This is a genomic window from Pseudoalteromonas sp. SG44-17 (genome assembly GCF_014164235.1).
GTDB lineage: Bacteria > Pseudomonadota > Gammaproteobacteria > Enterobacterales > Alteromonadaceae > Pseudoalteromonas > Pseudoalteromonas rhizosphaerae.
Window position 1 is genome coordinate 1 of sequence record NZ_JACJEV010000033.1, and the last position, 22,415, is coordinate 22,415.

Annotated in this window: 29 protein-coding genes; 6 read left to right on the forward strand and 23 right to left on the reverse strand. The window is 40.8% G+C overall.

Annotated features, from left to right (window positions below; all coding sequences use genetic code 11):
- Positions 1–804 precede the first annotated feature (804 nt).
- The 18 genes from rplQ to H5182_RS18100 form a co-directional block, all read right to left on the reverse strand.
- On the reverse strand, positions 805–1,206 hold the full coding sequence (rplQ, locus tag H5182_RS18015) for a 50S ribosomal protein L17 (protein ID WP_016710207.1): 402 nt from the start codon (positions 1,204–1,206) through the stop codon (positions 805–807).
- A 39-nt stretch (positions 1,207–1,245) separates the two neighbouring features.
- Complete coding sequence (locus H5182_RS18020; protein WP_145241913.1) at positions 1,246–2,232, reverse strand: DNA-directed RNA polymerase subunit alpha; 987 nt, start codon at positions 2,230–2,232, stop codon at positions 1,246–1,248.
- Between the two features lie 24 nt (positions 2,233–2,256).
- Positions 2,257–2,877: a 30S ribosomal protein S4 gene (gene rpsD, locus H5182_RS18025; protein ID WP_016710205.1), complete on the reverse strand. Its 621-nt coding sequence runs from the start codon at positions 2,875–2,877 to the stop codon at positions 2,257–2,259.
- 21 nt (positions 2,878–2,898) lie between these two features.
- A complete protein-coding gene (gene rpsK / locus H5182_RS18030; RefSeq protein ID WP_002959471.1) occupies positions 2,899–3,285 on the reverse strand; it encodes a 30S ribosomal protein S11 in 387 nt (128 codons plus the stop codon).
- Between the two features lie 12 nt (positions 3,286–3,297).
- On the reverse strand, positions 3,298–3,654 hold the full coding sequence (rpsM, locus tag H5182_RS18035; RefSeq protein WP_145241916.1) for a 30S ribosomal protein S13: 357 nt from the start codon (positions 3,652–3,654) through the stop codon (positions 3,298–3,300).
- A gap of 125 nt (positions 3,655–3,779) precedes the next feature.
- Positions 3,780–3,893 (reverse strand): 50S ribosomal protein L36, encoded by a 114-nt coding sequence (rpmJ, locus tag H5182_RS18040; RefSeq protein WP_002959476.1) that lies wholly within the window; start codon positions 3,891–3,893, stop codon positions 3,780–3,782.
- Between the two features lie 22 nt (positions 3,894–3,915).
- Positions 3,916–5,244, reverse strand: coding sequence for a preprotein translocase subunit SecY (secY, locus tag H5182_RS18045; protein WP_145241918.1), 1,329 nt, complete (start codon positions 5,242–5,244; stop codon positions 3,916–3,918).
- 10 nt (positions 5,245–5,254) lie between these two features.
- Positions 5,255–5,689, reverse strand: a complete 435-nt coding sequence (gene rplO, locus H5182_RS18050; RefSeq protein WP_064668467.1) for a 50S ribosomal protein L15 — start codon at positions 5,687–5,689, stop codon at positions 5,255–5,257.
- Positions 5,690–5,694: 5 nt separating this feature from the next.
- Positions 5,695–5,877, reverse strand: a complete 183-nt coding sequence (rpmD, locus tag H5182_RS18055; protein WP_016710201.1) for a 50S ribosomal protein L30 — start codon at positions 5,875–5,877, stop codon at positions 5,695–5,697.
- A 3-nt stretch (positions 5,878–5,880) separates the two neighbouring features.
- Positions 5,881–6,387 carry a 30S ribosomal protein S5 gene (gene rpsE / locus H5182_RS18060; protein WP_002959485.1) on the reverse strand — a complete coding sequence of 169 codons (507 nt, stop codon included), beginning with the start codon at positions 6,385–6,387 and terminating at the stop codon, positions 5,881–5,883.
- A gap of 9 nt (positions 6,388–6,396) precedes the next feature.
- On the reverse strand, positions 6,397–6,747 hold the full coding sequence (gene rplR / locus H5182_RS18065) for a 50S ribosomal protein L18 (RefSeq protein ID WP_008115388.1): 351 nt from the start codon (positions 6,745–6,747) through the stop codon (positions 6,397–6,399).
- A 9-nt stretch (positions 6,748–6,756) separates the two neighbouring features.
- Positions 6,757–7,290, reverse strand: a complete 534-nt coding sequence (gene rplF, locus H5182_RS18070; protein WP_145241920.1) for a 50S ribosomal protein L6 — start codon at positions 7,288–7,290, stop codon at positions 6,757–6,759.
- Positions 7,291–7,303: 13 nt separating this feature from the next.
- Complete coding sequence (gene rpsH / locus H5182_RS18075; protein WP_145241923.1) at positions 7,304–7,696, reverse strand: 30S ribosomal protein S8; 393 nt, start codon at positions 7,694–7,696, stop codon at positions 7,304–7,306.
- Positions 7,697–7,717: 21 nt separating this feature from the next.
- Positions 7,718–8,023 (reverse strand): 30S ribosomal protein S14, encoded by a 306-nt coding sequence (rpsN, locus tag H5182_RS18080; RefSeq protein ID WP_058562128.1) that lies wholly within the window; start codon positions 8,021–8,023, stop codon positions 7,718–7,720.
- Between the two features lie 10 nt (positions 8,024–8,033).
- The gene (gene rplE, locus H5182_RS18085; protein WP_016710195.1) at positions 8,034–8,573 is read right to left on the reverse strand and encodes a 50S ribosomal protein L5; all 540 of its coding nucleotides are present in this window, start codon (positions 8,571–8,573) and stop codon (positions 8,034–8,036) included.
- 16 nt (positions 8,574–8,589) lie between these two features.
- Positions 8,590–8,904 carry a 50S ribosomal protein L24 gene (gene rplX / locus H5182_RS18090; protein ID WP_016710194.1) on the reverse strand — a complete coding sequence of 105 codons (315 nt, stop codon included), beginning with the start codon at positions 8,902–8,904 and terminating at the stop codon, positions 8,590–8,592.
- Between the two features lie 10 nt (positions 8,905–8,914).
- A complete protein-coding gene (gene rplN / locus H5182_RS18095; protein WP_011329449.1) occupies positions 8,915–9,283 on the reverse strand; it encodes a 50S ribosomal protein L14 in 369 nt (122 codons plus the stop codon).
- A gap of 277 nt (positions 9,284–9,560) precedes the next feature.
- Positions 9,561–11,501: an AsmA family protein gene (locus H5182_RS18100; protein ID WP_182758461.1), complete on the reverse strand. Its 1,941-nt coding sequence runs from the start codon at positions 11,499–11,501 to the stop codon at positions 9,561–9,563.
- 238 nt (positions 11,502–11,739) lie between these two features.
- On the opposite strand from H5182_RS18100, the gene H5182_RS18105 reads away from it, so the two are divergent.
- The 4 genes from H5182_RS18105 to H5182_RS18120 all read left to right on the forward strand — a co-directional run bounded on the left by H5182_RS18105 (position 11,740) and on the right by H5182_RS18120 (position 14,647).
- Complete coding sequence (locus H5182_RS18105; RefSeq protein WP_145241927.1) at positions 11,740–12,159, forward strand: hypothetical protein; 420 nt, start codon at positions 11,740–11,742, stop codon at positions 12,157–12,159.
- Between the two features lie 8 nt (positions 12,160–12,167).
- Positions 12,168–12,368, forward strand: coding sequence for a helix-turn-helix transcriptional regulator (locus tag H5182_RS18110; protein WP_145241929.1), 201 nt, complete (start codon positions 12,168–12,170; stop codon positions 12,366–12,368).
- 148 nt (positions 12,369–12,516) lie between these two features.
- Entirely contained in the window at positions 12,517–13,680 is a 1,164-nt protein-coding gene (locus H5182_RS18115; RefSeq protein WP_145241931.1) for a hypothetical protein, read from the forward strand.
- Between the two features lie 289 nt (positions 13,681–13,969).
- On the forward strand, positions 13,970–14,647 hold the full coding sequence (locus H5182_RS18120; RefSeq protein ID WP_145241933.1) for a TorF family putative porin: 678 nt from the start codon (positions 13,970–13,972) through the stop codon (positions 14,645–14,647).
- Between the two features lie 133 nt (positions 14,648–14,780).
- Here H5182_RS18120 and H5182_RS18125 read toward each other — a convergent pair whose 3' ends face one another.
- The 3 genes from H5182_RS18125 to H5182_RS18135 all read right to left on the reverse strand — a co-directional run bounded on the left by H5182_RS18125 (position 14,781) and on the right by H5182_RS18135 (position 16,544).
- Positions 14,781–15,674 (reverse strand): aldo/keto reductase family oxidoreductase, encoded by an 894-nt coding sequence (locus H5182_RS18125; RefSeq protein WP_182760409.1) that lies wholly within the window; start codon positions 15,672–15,674, stop codon positions 14,781–14,783.
- A gap of 229 nt (positions 15,675–15,903) precedes the next feature.
- Positions 15,904–16,233, reverse strand: a complete 330-nt coding sequence (locus tag H5182_RS18130) for a Bor/Iss family lipoprotein (protein WP_145241937.1) — start codon at positions 16,231–16,233, stop codon at positions 15,904–15,906.
- Positions 16,230–16,544, reverse strand: coding sequence for a Bor family protein (locus tag H5182_RS18135; protein WP_145241939.1), 315 nt, complete (start codon positions 16,542–16,544; stop codon positions 16,230–16,232). The genes H5182_RS18130 and H5182_RS18135 overlap by 4 nt, the downstream gene beginning before the upstream one ends.
- A 192-nt stretch (positions 16,545–16,736) precedes the next feature.
- On the opposite strand from H5182_RS18135, the gene H5182_RS18140 reads away from it, so the two are divergent.
- Together H5182_RS18140 and H5182_RS18145 are read left to right on the forward strand one after the other, a co-directional pair.
- On the forward strand, positions 16,737–16,925 hold the full coding sequence (locus H5182_RS18140; RefSeq protein ID WP_182760410.1) for a hypothetical protein: 189 nt from the start codon (positions 16,737–16,739) through the stop codon (positions 16,923–16,925).
- A 212-nt stretch (positions 16,926–17,137) separates the two neighbouring features.
- Positions 17,138–17,512: a DUF5329 domain-containing protein gene (locus tag H5182_RS18145; RefSeq protein ID WP_145241943.1), complete on the forward strand. Its 375-nt coding sequence runs from the start codon at positions 17,138–17,140 to the stop codon at positions 17,510–17,512.
- Positions 17,513–17,567: 55 nt separating this feature from the next.
- Here the strand turns inward: H5182_RS18145 and H5182_RS18150 are convergent, their stop codons facing one another.
- Together H5182_RS18150 and H5182_RS18155 are read right to left on the reverse strand one after the other, a co-directional pair.
- The gene (locus tag H5182_RS18150) at positions 17,568–21,146 is read right to left on the reverse strand and encodes a M1 family aminopeptidase (protein ID WP_182760411.1); all 3,579 of its coding nucleotides are present in this window, start codon (positions 21,144–21,146) and stop codon (positions 17,568–17,570) included.
- A 10-nt stretch (positions 21,147–21,156) separates the two neighbouring features.
- Positions 21,157–22,038, reverse strand: a complete 882-nt coding sequence (locus tag H5182_RS18155) for an ABC transporter ATP-binding protein (protein ID WP_145241947.1) — start codon at positions 22,036–22,038, stop codon at positions 21,157–21,159.
- Positions 22,039–22,415 lie beyond the last annotated feature (377 nt).

Below are 22,415 nucleotides of genomic sequence, written 5' to 3' on the forward strand. Positions count from 1 at the left end.
CAGATGATTGCTTTATATTGTTAAAGAACGTTGCGGTTAAAGTTAAACTTTATCTCGCTAGGGCTGCGCATATTACGCTTTCCTATTTTTTTGTCAACACTTAATTTTAAACTTTCTTAAAAATCCAAACTCAAGTTTTACTCGACTAACTGATTAACTCTTGCCTCGCTAAGCGTTGCTGTCTGCCGTCTCAGTGGGGTCGCATTATAGGGAGATCCAAAAACAGATCAACCTTTTTTTGAAGAAAACTTAAAATAAAACACTGTTCGCTGAGTATTTAAGCTAAACGCTCAAAAACAACACTAAACTAGACTGTTTTTAACTATATAAGTGTAAGTTAAATGAAGAAACCCAGATTCAATCTTTAATCGAAAAAACGATCCACTACTGAAATGATCAATATTTTGATCAAATGACCTAAGTTTATAATCTTTACCTATGTATATTGTTAATAACTTATGAGGGTCAAACACTGACAGTCGCAGTTATCACGCATTTAAATCATAGATAAAAGTAGACTCTATAGATTTATACAGCTACATATTCAGTAGCAAGATAACTTTCAAAGCTATAAATGTTATTACCGACCATGAAATTTAAATTAACAAGCTAGTTGAATAACAAATGGTTATTAAGGGAAGTAGATTCTAGTGACGCTTAGTGGCTTACAAAGATGTTGGTTTGATAATGGTATAGTTGAGATCTTGCACTATATACAGGGATACTGATAGCGATATTATTTTTTGCCAAATTTTAGATATTAAAAAGCCGAGCTTATGCTCGGCTTTTTGGTGTCTTTAAGACTTACTCAGCAGACTGCGCGTCTTCTTGAACTTCTTCGTTCGCAGATGTGCGACCTACTAGTTCAATATAAGCCATTGGTGCATTGTCACCAGCACGGAAGCCACACTTAATAATACGAGTGTAACCACCTGGACGGTCTGTATTGCGAGGACCGATTTCACTGAACAACTTACCAACTACTTCTTTATCACGCGTGCGAGCAAACGCTAAACGGCGATTTGCTACACTGTCAGTCTTAGCCAGTGTGATTAAAGGTTCAATTACACGACGTAACTCTTTCGCTTTTGGCAAAGTAGTTTTGATGATTTCATGTTTCACCAAAGAACCTGCCATATTGCTGAACATCGCTTTACGATGGCTGCTGTTACGGTTTAATTGACGACCACTCTTACGATGGCGCATGACCCTATCCTTCTAACTAAACTAATATAGTGATTTAGATTATTCAGCTAGGCTTGCAGGTGGCCAATTTTCTAGGCGCATACCTAGAGATAGACCACGTGAAGCTAGCACGTCTTTAATTTCAGTCAGAGACTTCTTGCCTAAGTTAGGCGTTTTAAGAAGCTCGACTTCTGTGCGCTGAACTAAATCACCGATATATTGAATTTGCTCGGCTTTCAAACAGTTTGCTGAACGCACTGTTAGTTCAAGATCATCAACTGGACGAAGTAGAATAGGATCGAATTCTGGCTTCTCTTCTTTCTCTTCTGGCTCAGTAACATCACGTAAGTCTACGAATGCTTCTAGCTGCTCAGCTAAGATAGTCGACGCACGGCGGATCGCTTCTTCTGGATCTATAGTGCCGTTTGTTTCCATATCAATGATTAACTTGTCTAAGTCTGTACGTTGTTCAACACGTGCTGATTCAACCGAGTACGCAATACGTTCAACTGGGCTAAATGATGCATCAAGCAACAATCTACCAATTGGACGCTCATCGTCATCAGAGGATAAACGGCTAGATGCCGGCACATACCCACGACCACGTTCAACACGAATTCGCATGCTGATCGCACTATTATCTGCCGTTAAATGACAAATAATATGATCTGGGTTGGCAATGGTTACATCGCCGTCGTGCTGAATATCAGCCGCAGTCACAGGGCCTACACCAGACTTAGTCAGGGTAAGAAAAACTTCATCTTTACCTTCCAAAGTAACTGCTAGACCTTTAAGATTTAACAGAATTTCAATGATGTCTTCTTGTACGCCTTCTTTCGCGCTGTATTCGTGCAACACACCGTCGATTTCAACTTCGGTTACTGCACATCCTGGCATTGACGAAAGAAGTATACGGCGTAAGGCATTCCCAAGAGTATGACCGAAGCCACGCTCTAATGGCTCTAAAACTACTTTAGAACGAGTTGGGTTAATAGCGTCGATATCGACTAACCTTGGTTTTAGAAATTCTGTAACAGAACCCTGCATTTTATCCTCTCTTAACTCTTAACTTTACTTAGAGTAAAGTTCGACGATTAGTTGTTCATTGATGTCCGCAGACAGGTCTGAACGCTCTGGTAGGCGTTTGAAATTACCTTCCATTTTCTTACCGTCAACTTCAACCCAAGTCGGTTTTTCACGTTGCTCGGCTAGTTCTAGAGCAGCGATGATACGAGCTTGTGTCTTAGACTTTTCACGGATAACTACTACATCTTCTGGAGTAATTACGAATGAAGGAATGTTCACTACACGACCATTAACTAAAACCGCTTTGTGGCTTACTAACTGACGTGCTTCAGCACGTGTGCTTGCAAAACCCATGCGGTATACAACATTGTCTAAACGTTGCTCTAAAAGCTGTAACAAGTTTTCACCTGTGTTGCCCTTAAGGCGAGCAGCTTCTTTGTAGTAGTTACGGAATTGCTTTTCTAATACACCGTAGATACGACGTACTTTTTGCTTTTCACGTAATTGTAAACCGTAATCAGATAAGCGACCTTTACGAGCGCCGTGCTGACCAGGTGCAGTCTCAAGTTTACACTTAGAGTCGATAGCTCTTACGCCGCTCTTAAGGAACAGGTCAGTACCTTCACGACGACTCAGCTTGAGCTTAGGGCCCAAATATCTTGCCATGTTATTTCTCCTAACCTATTGTTAAACGCGACGTTTCTTCGGTGGACGACAACCATTGTGTGGTATTGGCGTCACGTCAGTAATGTTGGTGATACGGTAACCAGCAGCATTCAAAGCACGTACAGCAGATTCACGACCTGGACCTGGACCTTTGATGAAAACTTCTAGATTTTTTAAACCGTATTCTTGAGCAGCAGTACCTGCACGCTCTGCAGCAACCTGAGCAGCGAATGGTGTAGATTTACGTGAACCACGGAAACCTGAACCACCGGCAGTAGCCCATGATAGTGCATTACCTTGACGGTCGGTAATTGTAACAATAGTGTTGTTGAAAGAAGCATGAACATGAGCCATACCATCAGCAACTTGCTTTTTAACCTTTTTACGACGAATTGGTGTCTTAGCCATAATACTATCCCCTTATCGCTTAATAGGCTTACGAGGACCCTTACGGGTACGCGCGTTAGTCTTTGTTCTTTGACCACGTAGTGGTAAAGAGCGACGGTGACGTAGGCCACGGTAACAACCAAGGTCCATAAGGCGCTTGATATTCAAAGTAACTTCACGACGAAGATCACCTTCTACAGTGTACTTGCCAACTGCTTCACGCAATACGTCAAGTGTTTCGTCTGAAAGTTCACCGATTTTTGTGGTTTCGGCGATACCAGTCGCTACTAAGATAGCCTTAGAGCGAGTCTTACCTATGCCATAAATAGCTGTTAAACCAATAACTGCATGTTTATGATCAGGGACGTTAATGCCAGCGATACGGGCCACTAACACATCTCCTATATTTGAATTCGGTTATCATCTGTTTGAAGAGCCCGTAAGGATACTCAAACGAAGACCAAATCACAACTGAAAACACAGGCCGAGAAACCTCAGCCTGCACGACTTATAAATTAACCTTGCCTTTGCTTATGCTTAGGCTCACTGCAAATTACACGTACAACACCGGCACGTTTAATAACTTTACAGTTACGGCATATTTTCTTAACGGAAGCACGTACTTTCATTGCTCAACTCCGTAAACTGACCTTATCGACCGTAGCCTTTAAGGTTCGCTTTTTTCAGCACAGAATCATATTGATGAGACATCATATGAGTCTGTACTTGTGCCATAAAGTCCATGATCACAACAACGATAATCAAAATTGATGTACCGCCGAAGTAGAATGGCGTTTGCCATGCCATGGTCATGAATTCGGGCACCAGACAGATAAAGGTTATATACAAAGCACCTGCCAATGTCAGGCGTGTCATCACTTTATCAATGTATTTCGATGTCTGCTCGCCTGGACGAATACCTGGGATAAATGCGCCAGATTTTTTCAGGTTATCTGCTGTTTCACGTGGGTTAAAAACCAACGCTGTGTAGAAAAAGCAGAAGAAGATAATAGCCGCAGCTAAAACTATTGCATACAAAGGCTGACCTGGAGTCAACGTTGTAGCAATCGCTTGTAGCACATCAGCGACAGGACCTTCACCCTGGCCGAACCAGCTGGCAATAGTACCAGGGAACAGAATTATACTGCTAGCAAAGATTGGTGGAATAACACCCGCCATGTTTACTTTTAGTGGTAAATGCGTGCTTTGGGCAGCAAATACTTGACGACCTTGTTGGCGCTTTGCGTAGTTAACGACGATACGACGTTGTCCACGTTCAAAGAACACTACAAGATAAGTAACAGCGAATACGATTACCGCAATCAATAACAGTGCTAAAACATGTAAATCACCTTGGCGCGCCATTTCGGCTGTCGAACCAATAGCAGACGGCAGGTTAGCTACAATACCAACAAATATTAGAACTGAGATACCGTTACCGATACCACGTTCAGTTATTTGCTCGCCCAACCACATCAGGAACATAGTACCAGTTACTAAACTCACCACTGCGGTGAAGTAGAAACCGAGACCTGGGTTAACAACTAACCCGTCCATCATACCCGGTAAGCTTGTGGCAATACCGATCGATTGGATAGTAGCAAGCAAGAGCGTGCCGTAGCGTGTGTACTGGCTAATTTTCTTACGACCTTGTTCACCTTCTTTCTTAAGCTCTATAAACGGAGGATACATATGCGTTAATAGTTGCGTAATAATTGAAGCTGTGATGTAAGGCATTATACCCAGTGCTAACACCGAAGCGCGCTCAAGCGCACCACCGCTGAACATGTTGAACATTTCAACAATGGTGCCCTTTTGTTGCTCGAAGAAATCGGCAAGTACAGCGGCGTCAATCCCAGGGATTGGCACAAATGAACCTAGACGGTAAATAATGATAGCGCCCAATACGAATAGTAATCGACGTTTCAATTCCGAAAGCCCACTTTGTGCACTTTGTGTATCTTGACCTGGTTTAGCCATTAGTACTTCCTTAGTCTTCTACCTTGCCTCCGGCGGCTTCGATAGCTTCGCGAGCACCTTTAGAGGCTTTAAGGCCTTTAACGGTAACAGCGCGTGAAACTTCGCCAGATTTAACAACTTTAACGAACAGAACGTTCTTTTTAACTAGACCAGCTGCCTGTAGCGTACCTAGGTCTACCACATCGCCTTCAACTTTAGCGATCTCGTATAGGTTTATTTCTGCAGATACTAAAGATTTGCGAGAAGTGAAACCAAACTTAGGTAGACGACGTTGCATAGGCATTTGACCGCCTTCAAAACCAACGCGTACTTTACCGCCAGAACGTGACTTTTGACCTTTGTGACCACGGCCACCAGTCTTACCTAGACCAGAACCGATACCACGACCAACACGTTTACCAGCAGATTTAGAACCTGCAGCAGGAGAAAGTGTATTCAAATGCATTCGAATTACCCCTCAACCTTAACCATGTATGAAACTTGGTTGATCATACCACGTACACATGCTGTGTCTTCTAACTCAACAGTGTGATTGATACGACGTAAACCAAGACCGCGTAATGTAGCTTTATGTTTCGGTAAACGACCGATAGAGCTCTTTACTTGTGTTACTTTTACAGTTTTATTAGCCATGGTTTACCCCAGAATCTCGTCTACTCGAAGACCACGTTTTGCAGCGATCGACTGAGGAGAATTCATATTCTCAAGAGCTGAGATCGTTGCACGTACAACGTTGATCGGGTTAGTAGAACCGTAACATTTAGAAAGTACGTTCTGCACACCAGTAACTTCTAGTACTGCACGCATAGCACCACCTGCGATGATACCAGTACCTTCAGATGCTGGTTTCATAAACACAAGAGAGCCAGCATGACGTCCTTTAACAGGATGCTGTAATGTGTTGCCATTTAGGTCTACGTTGATCATGTTACGACGTGCTTTTTCCATTGCTTTTTGAATAGCAGCTGGAACTTCACGTGCTTTACCATAACCGAAACCTACTTTACCTGCGCCGTCACCAACTACAGTTAGTGCAGTGAAGCTAAAGATACGACCACCTTTAACTACTTTAGACACACGGTTCACCGCGATTAGCTTTTCAGCTAGATCAGGCTGTTGTTGCTTTGCTTCTACGTTAGCCATTGTCTACTCCTAGAATTGCAAACCGGCTTCACGCGCAGCATCTGCTAGCGCCTTCACACGGCCGTGATATTTAAAGCCACTGCGATCAAAAGCAATCTTTTCGATGCCTTTGTCAGCCGCACGTTCAGCAACCGCTTTACCAACTGCTTGCGCAGCTGCAACGTTGCCTGTGCCTTTAACTGTTTCGCTAATAGCTTTCTCAACAGTAGAAGCAGCAGCCAGTACATTACCCTCAGCGTTTACAACTTGAGCGTAAATGTGACGTGGCGTGCGGTGGATAACAAGACGCGTTGTGCCTTGTTCAATATAATTTCTACGAGTGCGTTTAGCACGACGTAGACGAGCTGTTTTTTTATCCATCGTCTTACCTTACTTCTTCTTAGCCTCTTTACGGCGTACATTCTCATCTGAATAACGAACACCTTTACCTTTATAAGGCTCAGGTTTACGGTATGCACGAATGTTAGCAGCTGTTTGACCAACTAACTGCTTATCTACGCCCTTAACTAGAACTTCTGTTTGGCTTGGAGTTTCAATCGTAATTCCTTCAGGAACTGCGAAATTAACTGGGTGTGAGAAACCAAGAGTTAAATCTAATGTTTTACCCTTAGCTGCAGCACGGTAACCAACGCCTACTAACTGAAGTTTCTTCTCGTAACCTTCATGCGTACCAACAATCATATTGTTGATTAGAGCGCGAGCAGTACCTGCTTGTGCCCATGCATTGGCTACGCCTTCACGAGGTAAAGTTGTAATAACGTTGTCGTTAAGTTGTACTTCAACTGCAGAGTTGATAGTACGCGTTAATTCGCCGTTTTTGCCTTTAACTGTGATGTCCTGGCCTTTTAATGTAACTTCTACACCGGCAGGAACATTAATTGGTGCCTTTGCTATGCGAGACATAGTTCCCCTCCGATTAAGCTACAAAACCAATGATTTCACCACCAACACCAGCACTACGTGCGGCGCGGTCTGTCATTAGGCCTTTAGAAGTTGATACGATAGCGATACCTAGACCACCCATTACCTTTGGTAATTCGTCACGTCTCTTATAGATACGTAAACCAGGGCGGCTAACACGCTGGATATTTTCAATAACAGCTTTGCCTTCGAAGTATTTCAACTCGATAGAAAGCTCAGGTTTAACATCACCGCTGATTGTGAAATCAACGATATAACCTTCATCTTTTAATACTTTAGCTAATGCTACTTTCAGCTTTGAATTAGGCATCGTTACAGATACTTTTTTCGCTGACTGACCGTTACGAATTCGTGTAAACAAATCCGCGATAGGATCTTGCAAGCTCATAGTCTTACTCCCGTGATTCTATTACCAGCTAGCCTTTTTAAGGCCAGGAATTTCACCGCGCATAGCTGCTTCGCGAACTTTAATACGGCTCATGCCGAATTTGCGAAGGTAACCATGTGGGCGGCCCGTAATGTTACAACGATTACGTTGACGTGCAGGGCTAGAATCACGTGGTAAAGCTTGTAGCTTAAGTACCGCGTCCCAACGATCATCGTCAGATGTTTTCACATCACTGATGATAGCTTTTAGTGCTGCGCGCTTTTCAGCGAACTGAGCAACTAATTTCGTGCGCTTTGCTTCGCGCGCTTTCATAGAATTCTTTGCCATAACCCTACCCTTATTTCTTGAATGGGAAGTTAAACGCTTCTAACAACGCACGGCCTTCCTCATCTGTTTTCGCAGATGTAGTGATTGTGATATCCATACCGCGTACGCGGTCTACTTTATCATAATCAATTTCTGGGAAGATGATTTGTTCACGTACGCCCATGCTGTAGTTACCACGTCCATCAAAAGACTTAGCACTTACACCACGGAAGTCACGGATACGTGGGATAGCGATTGAAACCAAACGCTCAAAAAAGTCCCACATACGCTCGCCGCGTAGGGTTACTTTACAACCAATTGGGTAGCCTTCACGTACTTTAAAGCCAGCAACAGATTTGCGTGCTTTAGTAATGAGTGGCTTCTGACCAGCGATTGCTTCTAGATCCGCAACAGCGTTGTCTAGAATTTTCTTGTCAGCTAGGGCTTCGCCCACGCCCATATTCAATGTGATCTTTTCGATCTGAGGGACTTGCATGACAGAGCTGAAACCAAACTTCTCTTGAAGTTCAGCAACTACTTTGTCTTTATATACTTCATGCAGTTTCGCCATCATTCTACTCCAACTATTAGATAGTTTTACCAGTAGATTTAAAGATACGTAATTTCTTACCATCTTCAATCTTGAAACCTACACGATCTGCTTTACTCGTTTCCGAGTTGAAGATCGCAACGTTTGATACGTCAATAGACGCTTCTTTCTCAACAATACCACCTGGCTGGTTCAATTGTGGAACCGGCTTTTGGTGCTTCTTGATTAAGTTAATGCCTTCGACAAATACTCGACCAGACTCGGTAACAACTGAAAGCACTTTGCCGCGCTTACCTTTGTCTTTACCTGCTAGAACGATTACTTCGTCATCACGACGGATTTTTGCTGCCATGATTGACTCCTTACAGTACTTCTGGGGCTAGTGAAACGATTTTCATGAACTTATCATTACGAAGTTCGCGAGTCACAGGGCCGAAAATACGTGTACCAATTGGCTGCAAGTTATCATTTAAGATAACAGCCGCATTGCTGTCAAAACGGATCAAAGAACCATCTGGACGACGAACGCCTTTCTTAGTACGCACAACTACCGCGTTTTTAACATCACCTTTCTTCACTTTACCGCGAGGAATCGCTTCTTTAACAGAAACTTTAATGATGTCACCAATCGCTGCATAACGACGGTGCGAACCGCCTAAGACTTTAATACACTGCACTTTGCGAGCGCCGCTGTTATCAGCAACTTCCAGCTGAGTTTGCATTTGGATCATGTTAATGACCTCCGGTGTAGTTATTACAACTGTCTTAAATTTGTTTAAAATCAAGACATTTAGGTTAAAAACCACTCAAAAAACAATCTAGTTGTCTCCCAAGGGCGGGCAATTGTATCAGCATTGCGGGGGTAGTGGTAGGTTATTTTTTAATTAATTTAGAATAACGAGGATGGTTGTTTTGTCGATGAAACATATTTTGCTATTTTAGCATTGATTATAAAACAATCAGGGCAATTTTATGCCCTGATTGTTTTATCACCGAATAAAATCGGCATTATTTGCCAAACAAACCTTTTAACTTATCTTTAATTTTATCTTTCGCTTTTTCTTTTACTTCATCTTCTGCCGCTTTGCTTACATCTAAGCTGATGCCAACATCATGAAATGGTCCTTTGATTCGCACTGGAATTTTAAAGCCGGTACTGTCATCTTGGGTACCCTGTCCTTCGAGAGAATCGACTATGCCTGTCACTAAGCGGTAGTTAACTGTCGTTGCTGGTAGATTAACATCCCCTTCACCACTAATACGTACTAATGGACTTAACAAACTCAGATCTGTGTTTTTACCTACGCCATTGGTAAAGTTAAAGCTACCCGTTAGCGCAGAGAAGTCGGTTTGCTGGGAATTATCAAAGCCAGTATCTAGTCCTTGTGATATTGCACCAAAGTTACCCTTAATTAGCTCTTTGCCTTTGCGAACCATTTCAGCAATGTTGGCGCCTTTTACTGCACCATCGGCAAATTCAAATGCTAGTTTACCCTGTAGGGCACTCATAAAGTCTTTTTGGCTCTGACCTGATGTTGCTAAGTCCCAATTGAGTGAGCCTTTGCCCATTAGCTTATCGAAGCCAGCGGCATCTGTTAGCAATGGTTGTGCATCTATTTTATCTAACGAGAAGTTGGTGCTGATTTTGTAAGGAGCTTGTTTCGCATTAACCGTTACTGTGCCTTTACCATTACCTTCGTAGGCGGCAAACTTATCTAGGCTGATCTTTGCTACGCCTTTGTTAAGGTTTACAGTGAATTGATTAGCACCAAGTTTGATTTCATTTGCTTTTAAGCCACTTGAACGGATCACCACATTCGCATCTAAGGCATTTAAGCCACTTAAATCCATTTTTGTGTCATCCCATACAATTGGTTTGGCTGGCTCGTCACTTTTAGGTTCTGGTTTATCTGCTGGCGCTACCACCTCAGGTAAGTAAGGATTTAAGTCCAGCATACCTAAATCGATGTCAGCATTAACGGCTAAACGCTTACCTAAATTAAGCTCGCTTTTTCCTTTGATCTCTAATGCATCAAGAGTGGCGACTAATTCAGCTAGGTTGAACTTATCACCTTGCATACGCATTTTGCCGCTAACACTAAATGCATTAAAGGCGCTTTCTTTAGCGTTCAGCTCGACTCCCTGCCATTTAGCAATGTCTTTTACTGAATCACCACTGAGCGCTAATTGACCTTGAATATCTTTACCTTGACCGGCTATTAAGCCTTTAAACTCAACATCAACCAACTTTGAAGTGACATCAGTTGTCACATTAAATGTATCACCTTCTATTGCTTTAGCTGGGTTATCAACTGTTACATCAAGCTCAAAGCGCTCTTGCATATAAGTGATCCCACCTTTGACTTCGAGTGATTTATGCAGTGAAGGCAGTAAAATAGCTAATTCTAAATCGCTAATTTGCTGTTTAGCTCCCGTTTGACCATCTAAATAAGTAAACGACCCACCATATATAGCTACTTCACCTAATTGAATATCAAAGTTTTCAGGTAGTTTGACTGCCTCACCTGCTTGAGTTTGCTGCTCAGGTTTCGTAGCTACTGCATCAAATAACTGCCAGTTAGCTTTACCATTTTTATCTGTTTCAAGCAGAATGTTTGGTTCATTGATCACAAACTTTTCTAGTTTAAGTTCACCACCAAATAGCGAAAACCAAGGAATATGAACTGCAAGTTGCTGCATGCTTGCCATATCTGCACGTGAGCCAGTTTTCATATTGGCAAAATGCACATCTTCAAGTTCAAGCTTCAAAGAAGGAAAAACGGATAATGTTTTATCGCCTTTAATAGTTAAAGTACGCCCTGTGGTTTGCTCAACCTGCTCAGAGACTTTATTAAAAATGGCATCGGTTGGAATTAAAAACGGTGCAGCAATAATTAAAGCAACAAGCAATAATAATATGACACCAATAACTTTAAATAAGGTCTTCATGATGGTCCTTTCAAATGTGCAAATAATGTTCTTATCATAGCGGGAGTTAGCATTAAAATCATTGTGCAACGAATAAAAATGCTATTCCCTGCATTCTACATTGAATATATGAATTGTGACTGAAATATTTTGATACCTTTAGGTTACAAAAAACAACTTGACCAAATGATACCCCAAGGTTACATTGATACCTGTAGGTTACAAAAATATAAATTAACACTTTCACAGGATGGACTTTATGAAACAACAAGATATTAAAACCGAAGAAAAATTTATGAACCAAAACGCATGGTTTTCGATCTTCATGGGTATAACCTTACTAATTATTAGCGTTTACCCCATGCTTAATCACACATCAGCACCGCTGCTGTTTTTAGGAAGTGCTGCTTTTCTTGGTTCATTTTTTATGTTTGTGATCAGAGGTGGCTTTACATGGAAATTAAGTTACCGCCTGACTTATAAAGATGAGTATTTAAATACTATAGACACGATAGCCTATAAACATGTTGTACTCGCTCTGCTGTTTAGCATGGGGGCGATATATTTAGCTTCAGATAACCTTGCTGTTGATGTAACACACAGTACAATGGCCACCTTTTACTTAGCTGTTATGAGTTTGGTATATGGCTTTTCAATTTTTTGGCAAAGCCGTGATTAGGAGATAATGTGCAAAACCATATAGCTGAATTTCGCAAAGCCGCTGGGCTTTCACAGCAAGAGCTAGCCGATGCTATCGCCGTTTCACGCAAAACAATCAGCACGGTCGAAACATCACGCTTTACACCTTCAGTGATCATTGCATTGAAGATAGCTCGGCAGTTTGAAACTACTGTGGAGCAGTTATTTTCACTTGAAGAAGCAGATTAACCCCTTTAAATGCAATCTTGTGCAGATTTAACTTATCAAGATTGCATCCCCTGTATTCTCCGGTATGATGCACAGCCCTGTTGTTTTAAGACGTTTTGCGCTAAAATTAAACTACTGAAAAATGTATTTAACCGGAGTACCATCAGGCATGAAAAAATTGCTCATTTCACCTTCACAAATGGCATTAGGCGAACAAGAAGGCCATATTTATCAAAATATTCTAAAGCAGGCTTCTGAAATCAGCTTAAACCTGATGGCGGTGAAAATAGAAAATCATCCTGAAGACTTCTTAGGTTGGTGCTATGAACTACTTAATGCTAGCCGTGACCGTATTAATCATGACTTACTCGAAACCAATCAATTACCAATTTTAAAAAAGCTTAATGACTTATTAGTTTCAGCAATTAGCTTCTTACAATTGAAAACATTACGCGTAGCGCCTTGGCCTGTAGTTAGTGTATTTATAGAGCAACATAAAGATGTGTTAGCCCTTGATGAACAGTTACGCCTTGCCAACTATATAGCTGGTATTCGCGAGCAATCACTGAAAGAGATGATCCCTGAAGATTTATTAGCATTTAGTGGCAAACATACTTCTGCACTGGATCCAAGTAGTTATAATTTTGATGTTGAATGGTTTAGCTCTACTAAAAGCGCCAAAGCTTTTCATCAAATGCTTGCCGACCTGCCTGCATTATTTGATGAAGCATTAGCACATATACCTTTAGAAGGTGAAGTAACTGAAGCTGATTACCAAGAATTTGTGGTCAAATATTTAAAAGCCTTTACTGATAGCAATGAAAAGCCAACGCTTGCACCGGCAACTCGTCTATTAGCAATGCGCCGCCCAGATGTTTTTACACCAATTAATAACACCCGTTTAGATGCACTTTGTTCAGCATTGGCTATTACTAAATTAAATAATCGTGACTTTGCGCGTTATTGGCAGGATATTGTCCAAGCAGTTCATGGTATGTCTTGGTTTAAAATGGCAAGTGGTGACAGCGAGCTGGATCAACAACTTGTTGCAATCAAAGCGTTAATTCCGTGCTTTTTCTATCACGCAGACAAAAACACGCCTGAAAACTCTAACTACATCAAGTTATTGAGTAAACCAAAGCGTACAACAACCACTGGCACTAGAAAAGTGCGTCGTGGTAAAGAGTCTGCTGAAATACTTGTTGATCGCGCACTTGCTGCTGACGATATGCCTGAGCATATTCGCGCAAAGCGTGATTCAATTATCAGCGAAGTACAAAAAGGCCGTGGCGTGAACGAAACAATCAGCCTAATGCGTACTATTTTTGGTTAAACCACAGTAAAAAATACAAAAACCCGCTGCAACTGAGTTGTGCATGCGGGTTTTTTTACGCACCAATAAAGTGCGCAAGCTTCGTAAAAAACAATCTCATCCTTTCACTATAAATATTTATACCTTTGTTTATAAAGTAATTTAAATATAAATTATTGCTTTTCATTTAACTTGGCACAAGCAGTGCAATTATCCTAGTAGACAACTAAAAATAGGATCCGCAATTATAGACTGCAATCTAATTAATAATTGCGAGCCAAAAAATCAGCATAACAACAGGATACCAAACATGTTAAAACTAAAATCAGCAATTGCGATCAGCACACTTGTACTCATGGGTGCAACATCTACAGCAGCATATGCAGAAGTAACAGCCAATGCCGCAGCAACTTCAAACTACTTATGGCGTGGTCAAGAACAAACCGGTGGTGATGCTGCAATTTCAGGTGGTATTGATTATGCCAACGAATCAGGTTTTTATGCTGGTACTTGGGCTTCAAATGCAAGCTGGGCCGATGAAATGACCTACGAGCTTGATCTCTATGCTGGTTTTGGTGGCGATATTAATGAAAATATGAGCTACGACGTTGGCTACATCTATTACGCTTACCCTGATGCAGCTTCTGGCGCAGACGCTGATTTTTCTGAAATTTACGGTAGCATCAGTATGGGTGGCTTTAGCTTTGGCGCATCAGTTCTTGCAACTTCAGCCGCAAGCGGTGATGGCACAGACTTTGGTGATTCGTTATACCTGACTGCAGATTACGGTTTCGCAGTTGGTACTAATGGCACTGAAATGGCTTTACACTTAGGTCACTACTCTGGTGATTTTATTGGTGATGACGATATCATCGACTACGGCGTATCTATCTCTAAAGATGGCTTCACTTTTGGTCTATCTGATACCGATATGGATGACAGTGATATTAAGGCTTACGTTGCTTTTTCAATGGACTTTAGCCTATAAAAAAGAATGTGTTACTTGCTGCAACACTAAGGGCCGTAAGGCCCTTTCTCGATCTTGGTAAGCGGTAAGCGGCTAAGTTCAGATTTTATGTCAAGACTTACCCTCAACTCAGACTGCTTAAAACTTACAACTCCTATGGCACACTGTGCCCTGTTGAACCCTGCCAAATACGATACCATTGTTCACGACTGAGTTTTAACTGCTTAGCGGCAACAGCCGATTTAACACGCTCAATGTTGCCAGTACCCAGTACCACTGATGGGAAACTTGGGTGCATTAATAACCACGCGTAAACCACTTGATCAATAGAACTTGCACCAATTTCGCTACCGACTTGCTCAAGTACTTGACGCAGGCGAATCGCTTTTTCATCATTTTCTGCAAAAATGCGACCGCCAGCCAAAGGTGACCAACACATAGGTTTAATATCAAGTAACTGACATTGGTCTAAACTACCATCATCAAGTGCTTGCATTTCATACGGTGAAAATTCAATTTGATTGGTCACCAATTCAAAATCAAGACGCGACTGCAATAAACTTAGTTGTGATGGCGTAAAGTTTGATACACCAAAATCGAGTACATCACCATTTTGCTTAAGAGTAGTGAATGCCTCAGCTACTTCGTCTGCATTCATCAAATAATCAGGGCGATGAATAAGTAATGCATCTAATCTATCGGTATTAAAATGCTTTAACGATTGCTGTGCTGAGCTAATAATATGTGCGGCACTCGAATCGTAATGATTAGCTTGGCCTGCTAATCCTAAGCTTGCAAAAGCAGGTTTAATACCACACTTGGTAATAATTCTAATCTCATCTCGAATACTTGGCTTTAAAGCCAAGGTTTTACCAAACTCTGCTTCACAGCCATATCCACCGTAAATGTCAGCGTGATCGGTGTGCCTTACGCCAGCTTCAATTGCTTGCTCGAGAAAAGCTAAACACTGTTGTGGAGTAATTTGCCAATCTAATAATCGCCAAAACCCTAGTACTAGTTCGTCAATTTTACGCTCTGCGTTGTTCATTATTATCTCTCAACTATTTGGTGCACGATGCTAAAAAATGCCAGCCTCTATACGAATGGACTATATTCTACTAACTTAATATACTTTTAATAGAGAGAAGAAGATAATATATCCAGTATAGAAAAAGCACCCATTAAAAAGTGAGTGCGATGCTAACTATATGATTGAGTTAAATAAGGTTAAGGTACTTAACTAGTACAACTTTAACATGATCTTTGATTATTAAAAATTACTGCACTTTATACGGTACCTGTGCACAACTCACCTCAACTGTTTTTGGGTACCAAATAGGCCCAACTTCGTTAACAACCAGTTCTGCTAAGCCATTAGTAAATGATTTATAAGTGTGCACACTTTGCCATTGCGGATCAGGGCAAATCTCAGATAAATCAACCGCATTCGAGCCCTCATAAAGAGCGGCGGCAAAGTTGTGATGCCATTGCTCACTTTTATGGTTTTCAGCTAAGTCATCATATTCACCGTTATCAAAATGAATATTAGTACACCCCGCTAACACGACAATAAATACAATAGTGAACAACCCTGTTAACTTTTTCATATTCCAACTCCTTCGCTACCTTGCTCCTGACACCAGACTTTAATTGTGTGTGGTGCATAAATACCTAACGTGACTAACCCTAGCGCACCATCGGTAAATGTTTGTTGTGATTGCATTTGCACCACAGTTTGATCGCCACATACCTTTTTTACATCAACACGCTGCTCACCAACCAGTCCCCACATAAAAAATGGACGGCTATCTTGATAAGTTGGTTTTGAGCTAAGTTTAGCCATTTTTTGTGGTTGGATTGTTACAGCTGAACACCCTCCAAGCACAATAAATAACAAACTTATTAAAAAAATTCGCATAACTTAATCCTGATTAATTTAGTGGTGCAGAGTGTAAAATGAATGCCTACTAAAAAAAGTAAGAAACTGTATTGAAAATGTAGAAACAAACTGTATTCATTAGCTTGGCAAGCTTTTTTAGGAACTTTATCTTATTTAGAGCACCTAAAATGCAGTAACATTCTTTTTAGTCAAATTACTTTAAGGTCATTGATGCAGATAAAATCATTTTCTTTTATTGCTATTGTAGCAATTGCCATTGCTTTGCTAAGCATCACAGCATTGGCCACAGCACCATTATCAGACGAATATAAAGGCTTTACTGAAACAGCTCATACACTCACGCAAGATGTAACAACATCAAGGACCGATTATTTTTGCAGGGGAACTCAATGCATGTAGTGATGCAAGGCAAAAGGTAGCTATTACCGCACTTTATAAGCTTGGTTTCTCAAAAACGCTTTATATTGATGATAAACGGACAAATGCTTTTGGTCTTGCGCTTTAACAAATATAGCCCCGCGGTGTGACCGTTAATACAACCCGTGTGCCACAACAACAAAGCTCAGATCACAATCCTATAATGGTAAATTTACACCTAAATGAGGCTATAGATGAAACACTTACCCCATAATATATACGTTTTTATAGCGTGCCTTTTACTGTGCGTTAGTCGGCTAAGTGTTGCAGCAAGCGCAGATCAGGAAGTCAGTCACTTAATTAGTTTTATTAAGCAAAGTAAAGCAACGTTTATTCGAAATGGCGATGAACATAACAGTGAAGAAGCGGCTGAGCATTTAGCCATGAAATACCGAAAAGCCAAACGCTATGCAAAAACCGCTGATGATTTTATTGACAACCTTGCCAGCAAAAGTTCATGGAGTGGTAAAGCCTATACGGTTATTTTACCTGATAGTAGCACATTAACCGCTAGCAAATGGTTAACTGATGAATTAGCCCGTTTTAGAGCAATAGAAAAGCCGCAATAAATGCGGCTTTTCACCTTGTGAAAGTGGATATAAACCAAGTCTCAGCTAACGAACTCTAAAACTTAGCCAAGTTATCAACACTATCTTTATCAATTAACTTAACAAAAGGATCAACCCCTGCGAAAAGCGGCTTTTCTTTCACTTTTAGTTCAATGGTGTTAGTGCCGGTTACTAACCGGTGCTTTTGTGAATAAATCACAAAATCTTCAGCTAGTAGGTTTTCAGGATCATCGTTAAATAATGCAATATCAATCATTTCATCAAGTGGTTGCTCTGCTTCTTCACCTTGACCATCGGCACGCTTTTTAGCGGCCTCGACAGTTAGAGTGACCGTGTACAAGCCATCACTATCAGCCTCATCAGATACTTTCGCTTCTTTCATTGTCAGCTCATATAAAGTGATATACATAAACTGATCATCAATGAACGCTTGCTCTGCGGGAGTCGCGTCACGTTTCAAATAACTAAGTAAATCTAACGTGGTCGGGTAAGGATTACTTTGATATTTAAAGTCACTAACAAACTCTTTTAAAATGCTGTTTAAACGCTCCTCACCAAACAAATCATGCATGGCCATCATCACCACTGAACCTTTTTGGTAATAAATATGCGCTTGGCTTTCTACTTTATACAGCGGCATTTCTTGATACGCTTCAACCGAGCGACCTTGCAAATACTTATCAAGTTCATACTTTAAGAATTTACGTAGCTTTTGCTCACCGTATTTTTTCTTAAGTACCATAATTGCGCTGTATTGCGATAAACTTTCTGACAATACTGCAGCACCTTGCACATTAGCTCCGGTAACCTGATGCCCCCACCACTGGTGAGCCACCTCATGAGCAGTAACATAGTAAGGCACATCAATCTTAGTACTGTCTCGGTTATCTGTAATAAAGCCTATTTGCTCTGAATAAGGTACAGTATTAGCAAAGCTTTGTGCAAATGACTCATAACCAGGGAACTCAATAATACGCATTTGCTTATGTTGATAAGGACCAAACTCCGCAGAAAAATAATCAATTGAATCAGTAACCGACTCAATCATACGATCCACGTTCCACGTATGGTCTTGATGGTAATAGACTTCAACATTTACTCCATTATGCGTTATTTTTTTAGACTCTAAACGAGCGGATAAAATGGCATAAAAGTTTATTATTGGTGAATCCATTTCATAACGGAACGTGCGTCGTCCGTCAGTCACTGTTTCACTTTTTAAATAACCTGGTGCAATTGCAAATTGCGACTCATCAGTAGTAATGGTTGCAGCAAAGTTGATAAAACCACCATTCGCGCCAAACATGCTTTGTTTGTAATACTGAGTGTCTTCAAGTTTATTAGCACGCTGTAGCTCAGGTAAGCCACGTTTACGACGCTCATGTTTATCCGTTAATTGATAACTGTCGTTATAACCAAAGCGCGGGAATAAGCGCCAATTATCAATAAAGGTGCCATTAGCAACAAGCTTAGTATCGGTGTTGCTATCGGCAAAACCTTGGTGGCTGCGCTCGACTGAAATCTCACCTTTGCGCACTTCACCAGGCATTAATGGCTGAGTAAATTCAAACCACGCTGAGTTATAGTCAGGCAATTGTTCAGTGATGTCCCCTCCGGCAATTTTAACACTCCACTGAGGGCTGTTATCCGGTTTACTCACCAAAAATCGCTTAATTGCTTGCTCACTAGTATTGGTAATAAGCACATTGGCAGTGGCGAGTATTTTGCGCTGCTGTGGATATATCGCAACATTAAGATCAACGTCAGTGATTATCGGCAGTGGGTCATCTTTATACTGCACAAACTGTTGCTCGTATTCAACTTGCAAGTTTTCAAGTTGATCTTTAGTATAAAAATCATTCAGCACTCTTGTATTATAATAAATTTGTGCGCCCGCAGCGATAAATACCACTAACCCAAGTACTGCCGCCGCTTGCCCTTTTCGACCTAAGTTATATTTTAACTGCGCAAAACGATTGCGTAAGCTTTGTGACGGGCCACGGTGCCACAATGCAAGCCCAATAACGGCTAGCACCACACTTAACCCTCCCCAATAAAGTGTGTACCATGCCACTCCAGTTAAGTAATGACCATAACCGTTAATATCTGAATAAGCAGCAGGACTTGATTGGGCAAAATGAAACATATTATGACTAAACCCATAATTACTTAGCACTATTGACACTAAATAATACAGTCCAAATAATCCCATGCCGATGTATTTATTAGCACTGATTATCTGCAGAAAAAAGGCCAGAATAGCGAGCATTACAAAAGGTAAAAAAGCAAAATAACCTAACCTAAATAGGTATTGTCCAAGCTCTAAATTAAACTGTCCTTTAATTAGCTGTACAGTAATTGTCAGTACCATACTAAAAATATAAAGCAGACCAATAACACTCACTAAAGCCAATAGCTTAGACACCCAAAACACACTATTATGCACCGGAAAGCTATCGACAATATCACCCATGCCGCTATTACGTTCACGCCATACTAGCTCAGCGCTGTAGTACACAATAACAATAGTAATTAATAGTCTTATTGCATTTTGAATGATACCAACCATGTTTTGAGTAACAGGCCAATTAACTGTGCCATACCAACCAACTGGAGCTAGTAATGGCACCATAAGTACAGCTAAAGTAATAATACCTAAAATCAAAAATGGCGCACTGATAACAACTTGTTTAAACTCAAAAGCACAGCGCAATAATAGCTGTTGTTTGAAAGAACTTGCGCTCGCTTTGTGATTTACCGAAGAAGCAATGAGAGCCGCCTCTTTTTGTTTAGTTAAATTAGAGGCAGCGAGTTTCTTCTTTTCGCGCTTGATAACAATGCGAGATGACAGCTTGCCTGAGGCAAAAAATATAACAGCTGCCAATATAACCCATAATATACGATTAAATAGTAAAACCCCTGTTAGCTCTAACGTTTGAGTATTTTTATCACTCGCAGTCCAATAACGAGTAATATCAAGTAATGAGCCACTTGCAAAAGGATCGGCATAACCCACTATCCATCGAAACGCTAAATCATCAAAGTAAACAGATACGGTAGAGTAGGCGATTAAAAATGCAACCGCGGTAAGATATACTGCCATCATTGAGCGAAAATACGTTGCCACACCATTAAATATAGCCGCTAAAACAAACAAGCTAGGCACTGCCATATAAAAATAGGCCGTTAAGTAATAGCCTAACTTGTTATCTCCTACCAACTCAGGATCAAGCCAACCAACTAGCAAACCAAAACCAGATCCTAAATATATTCCCAGCGGTACAAACGCAAAAATAAGCGCAACAACACAGTACGAACCTAAAAAGCGCCCTAATTGATACATTAATGGCTTGAATGGCTTGCTAAAAACTAGCTCTGACATATTCGTTTCATCATTACGAATCGCAGAACCAGCAACAAAATTTACCACTAAAAAAATAGCAAACTGAAGCAAAATACTAACTAGCATCAAGATACTAAATGGTGAATTCACATTAACGTTGCTGCCACCAAGTAAGACGTTGTCACTGCTACTTGCAAAAAAAGCCACTAAAAAAAAGATTAAAGCGGTTACATAAAATGAAGGCTGACGTATAAAATAACGCAGCTCAAAGGTAAGCATATTTAAAAACATGATATCCCCCCTACGCTGCACTGATATTACGATGCTGATGCAAAGTAGAAAAATACACATCTTCTAAGTTAGCATGACTAGCAGTAAACCCTTCAGGAGCTTGCTCACCATACACATTTAAAATTGTCTGCCCAGCGAATAAACGCTTTGAAATCACTGGTAGATGCTGTTCAAGCTCTTGCGCTTCAGTTTGGCTAGTTGTTTTTTGCCAAATTTTACCTTGGAGTTTATCAGTAAGTGCTATTGGGTTACCTTCAAGTAAAATTTTGCCACTGGCTAATACCGCCATATTAGGGCAAAGCTCCGCGACATCTTCAACAATGTGAGTTGATAAAATGACCACTTTTTTCTCGCCAAGGCTTACTAATAAATTATGAAAACGATTACGCTCTTCAGGATCAAGACCTGCTGTTGGCTCATCAACAATCAGTAAATCAGGGTCACCAAGTAATGCTTGTGCGATACCAAAACGCTGGCGCATACCACCAGAAAAACCACTCACGGCTTTATTACGATGCTGATACAAATTTGTATGTGCCAACAAGCCTTCAACCGACTCTTTACGCAGTGCTTTATTATCGAGCCCTTTTAAAACAGCCATATGATCAAGTAAGTCATAAGCTGAAACTCGCGGATAAACACCAAAATCTTGTGGTAGGTAGCCTAAACGCTGACGAAGCGCTTGTGGGTCTTTAAATGCATCAATACCGTCAAAGATCACAGAACCTGCATCGGCTGACTGCAAAGTGGCAACAGTACGCATTAACGATGATTTACCGGCGCCATTTGGTCCAAGTAATCCAAACAGACCTTTTCCTATTGATAAATCAACCCCTTGTAGTGCGTGCACCCCGTTATCGTAAGTTTTTGATAACCCAGTTATTGATAGCATTTTTACTTCCTAGTATTTGATTATAATAATTATTTATACGAAGTAAGTTACATTACCAGTAAGTTAGTAACAATAGCAGGAGGTTGTAATTTTGTAACATAATGAAAACAGAAAAGCCGCAATAAGTGCGGCTTGGTTTCACTCTTAGGAGAGGTGAACTTAAATTCTGAAGTAACACTAACTCAAAGCTGTATTTAATACTGCAGTAGTTATTTTCATCATCAGTTTGCACTAGCGATAACTTTATATAACTAAGTTATCGACAAAATCTGCCTGCACTAATGATTTTTGAATGTCTAAATAATGACTGCCGGTATGCTCGGCTGAGTATTCAAAGCATGTGCTTGTAATAATGTTGCTTTGTTTTTAGCTACCCA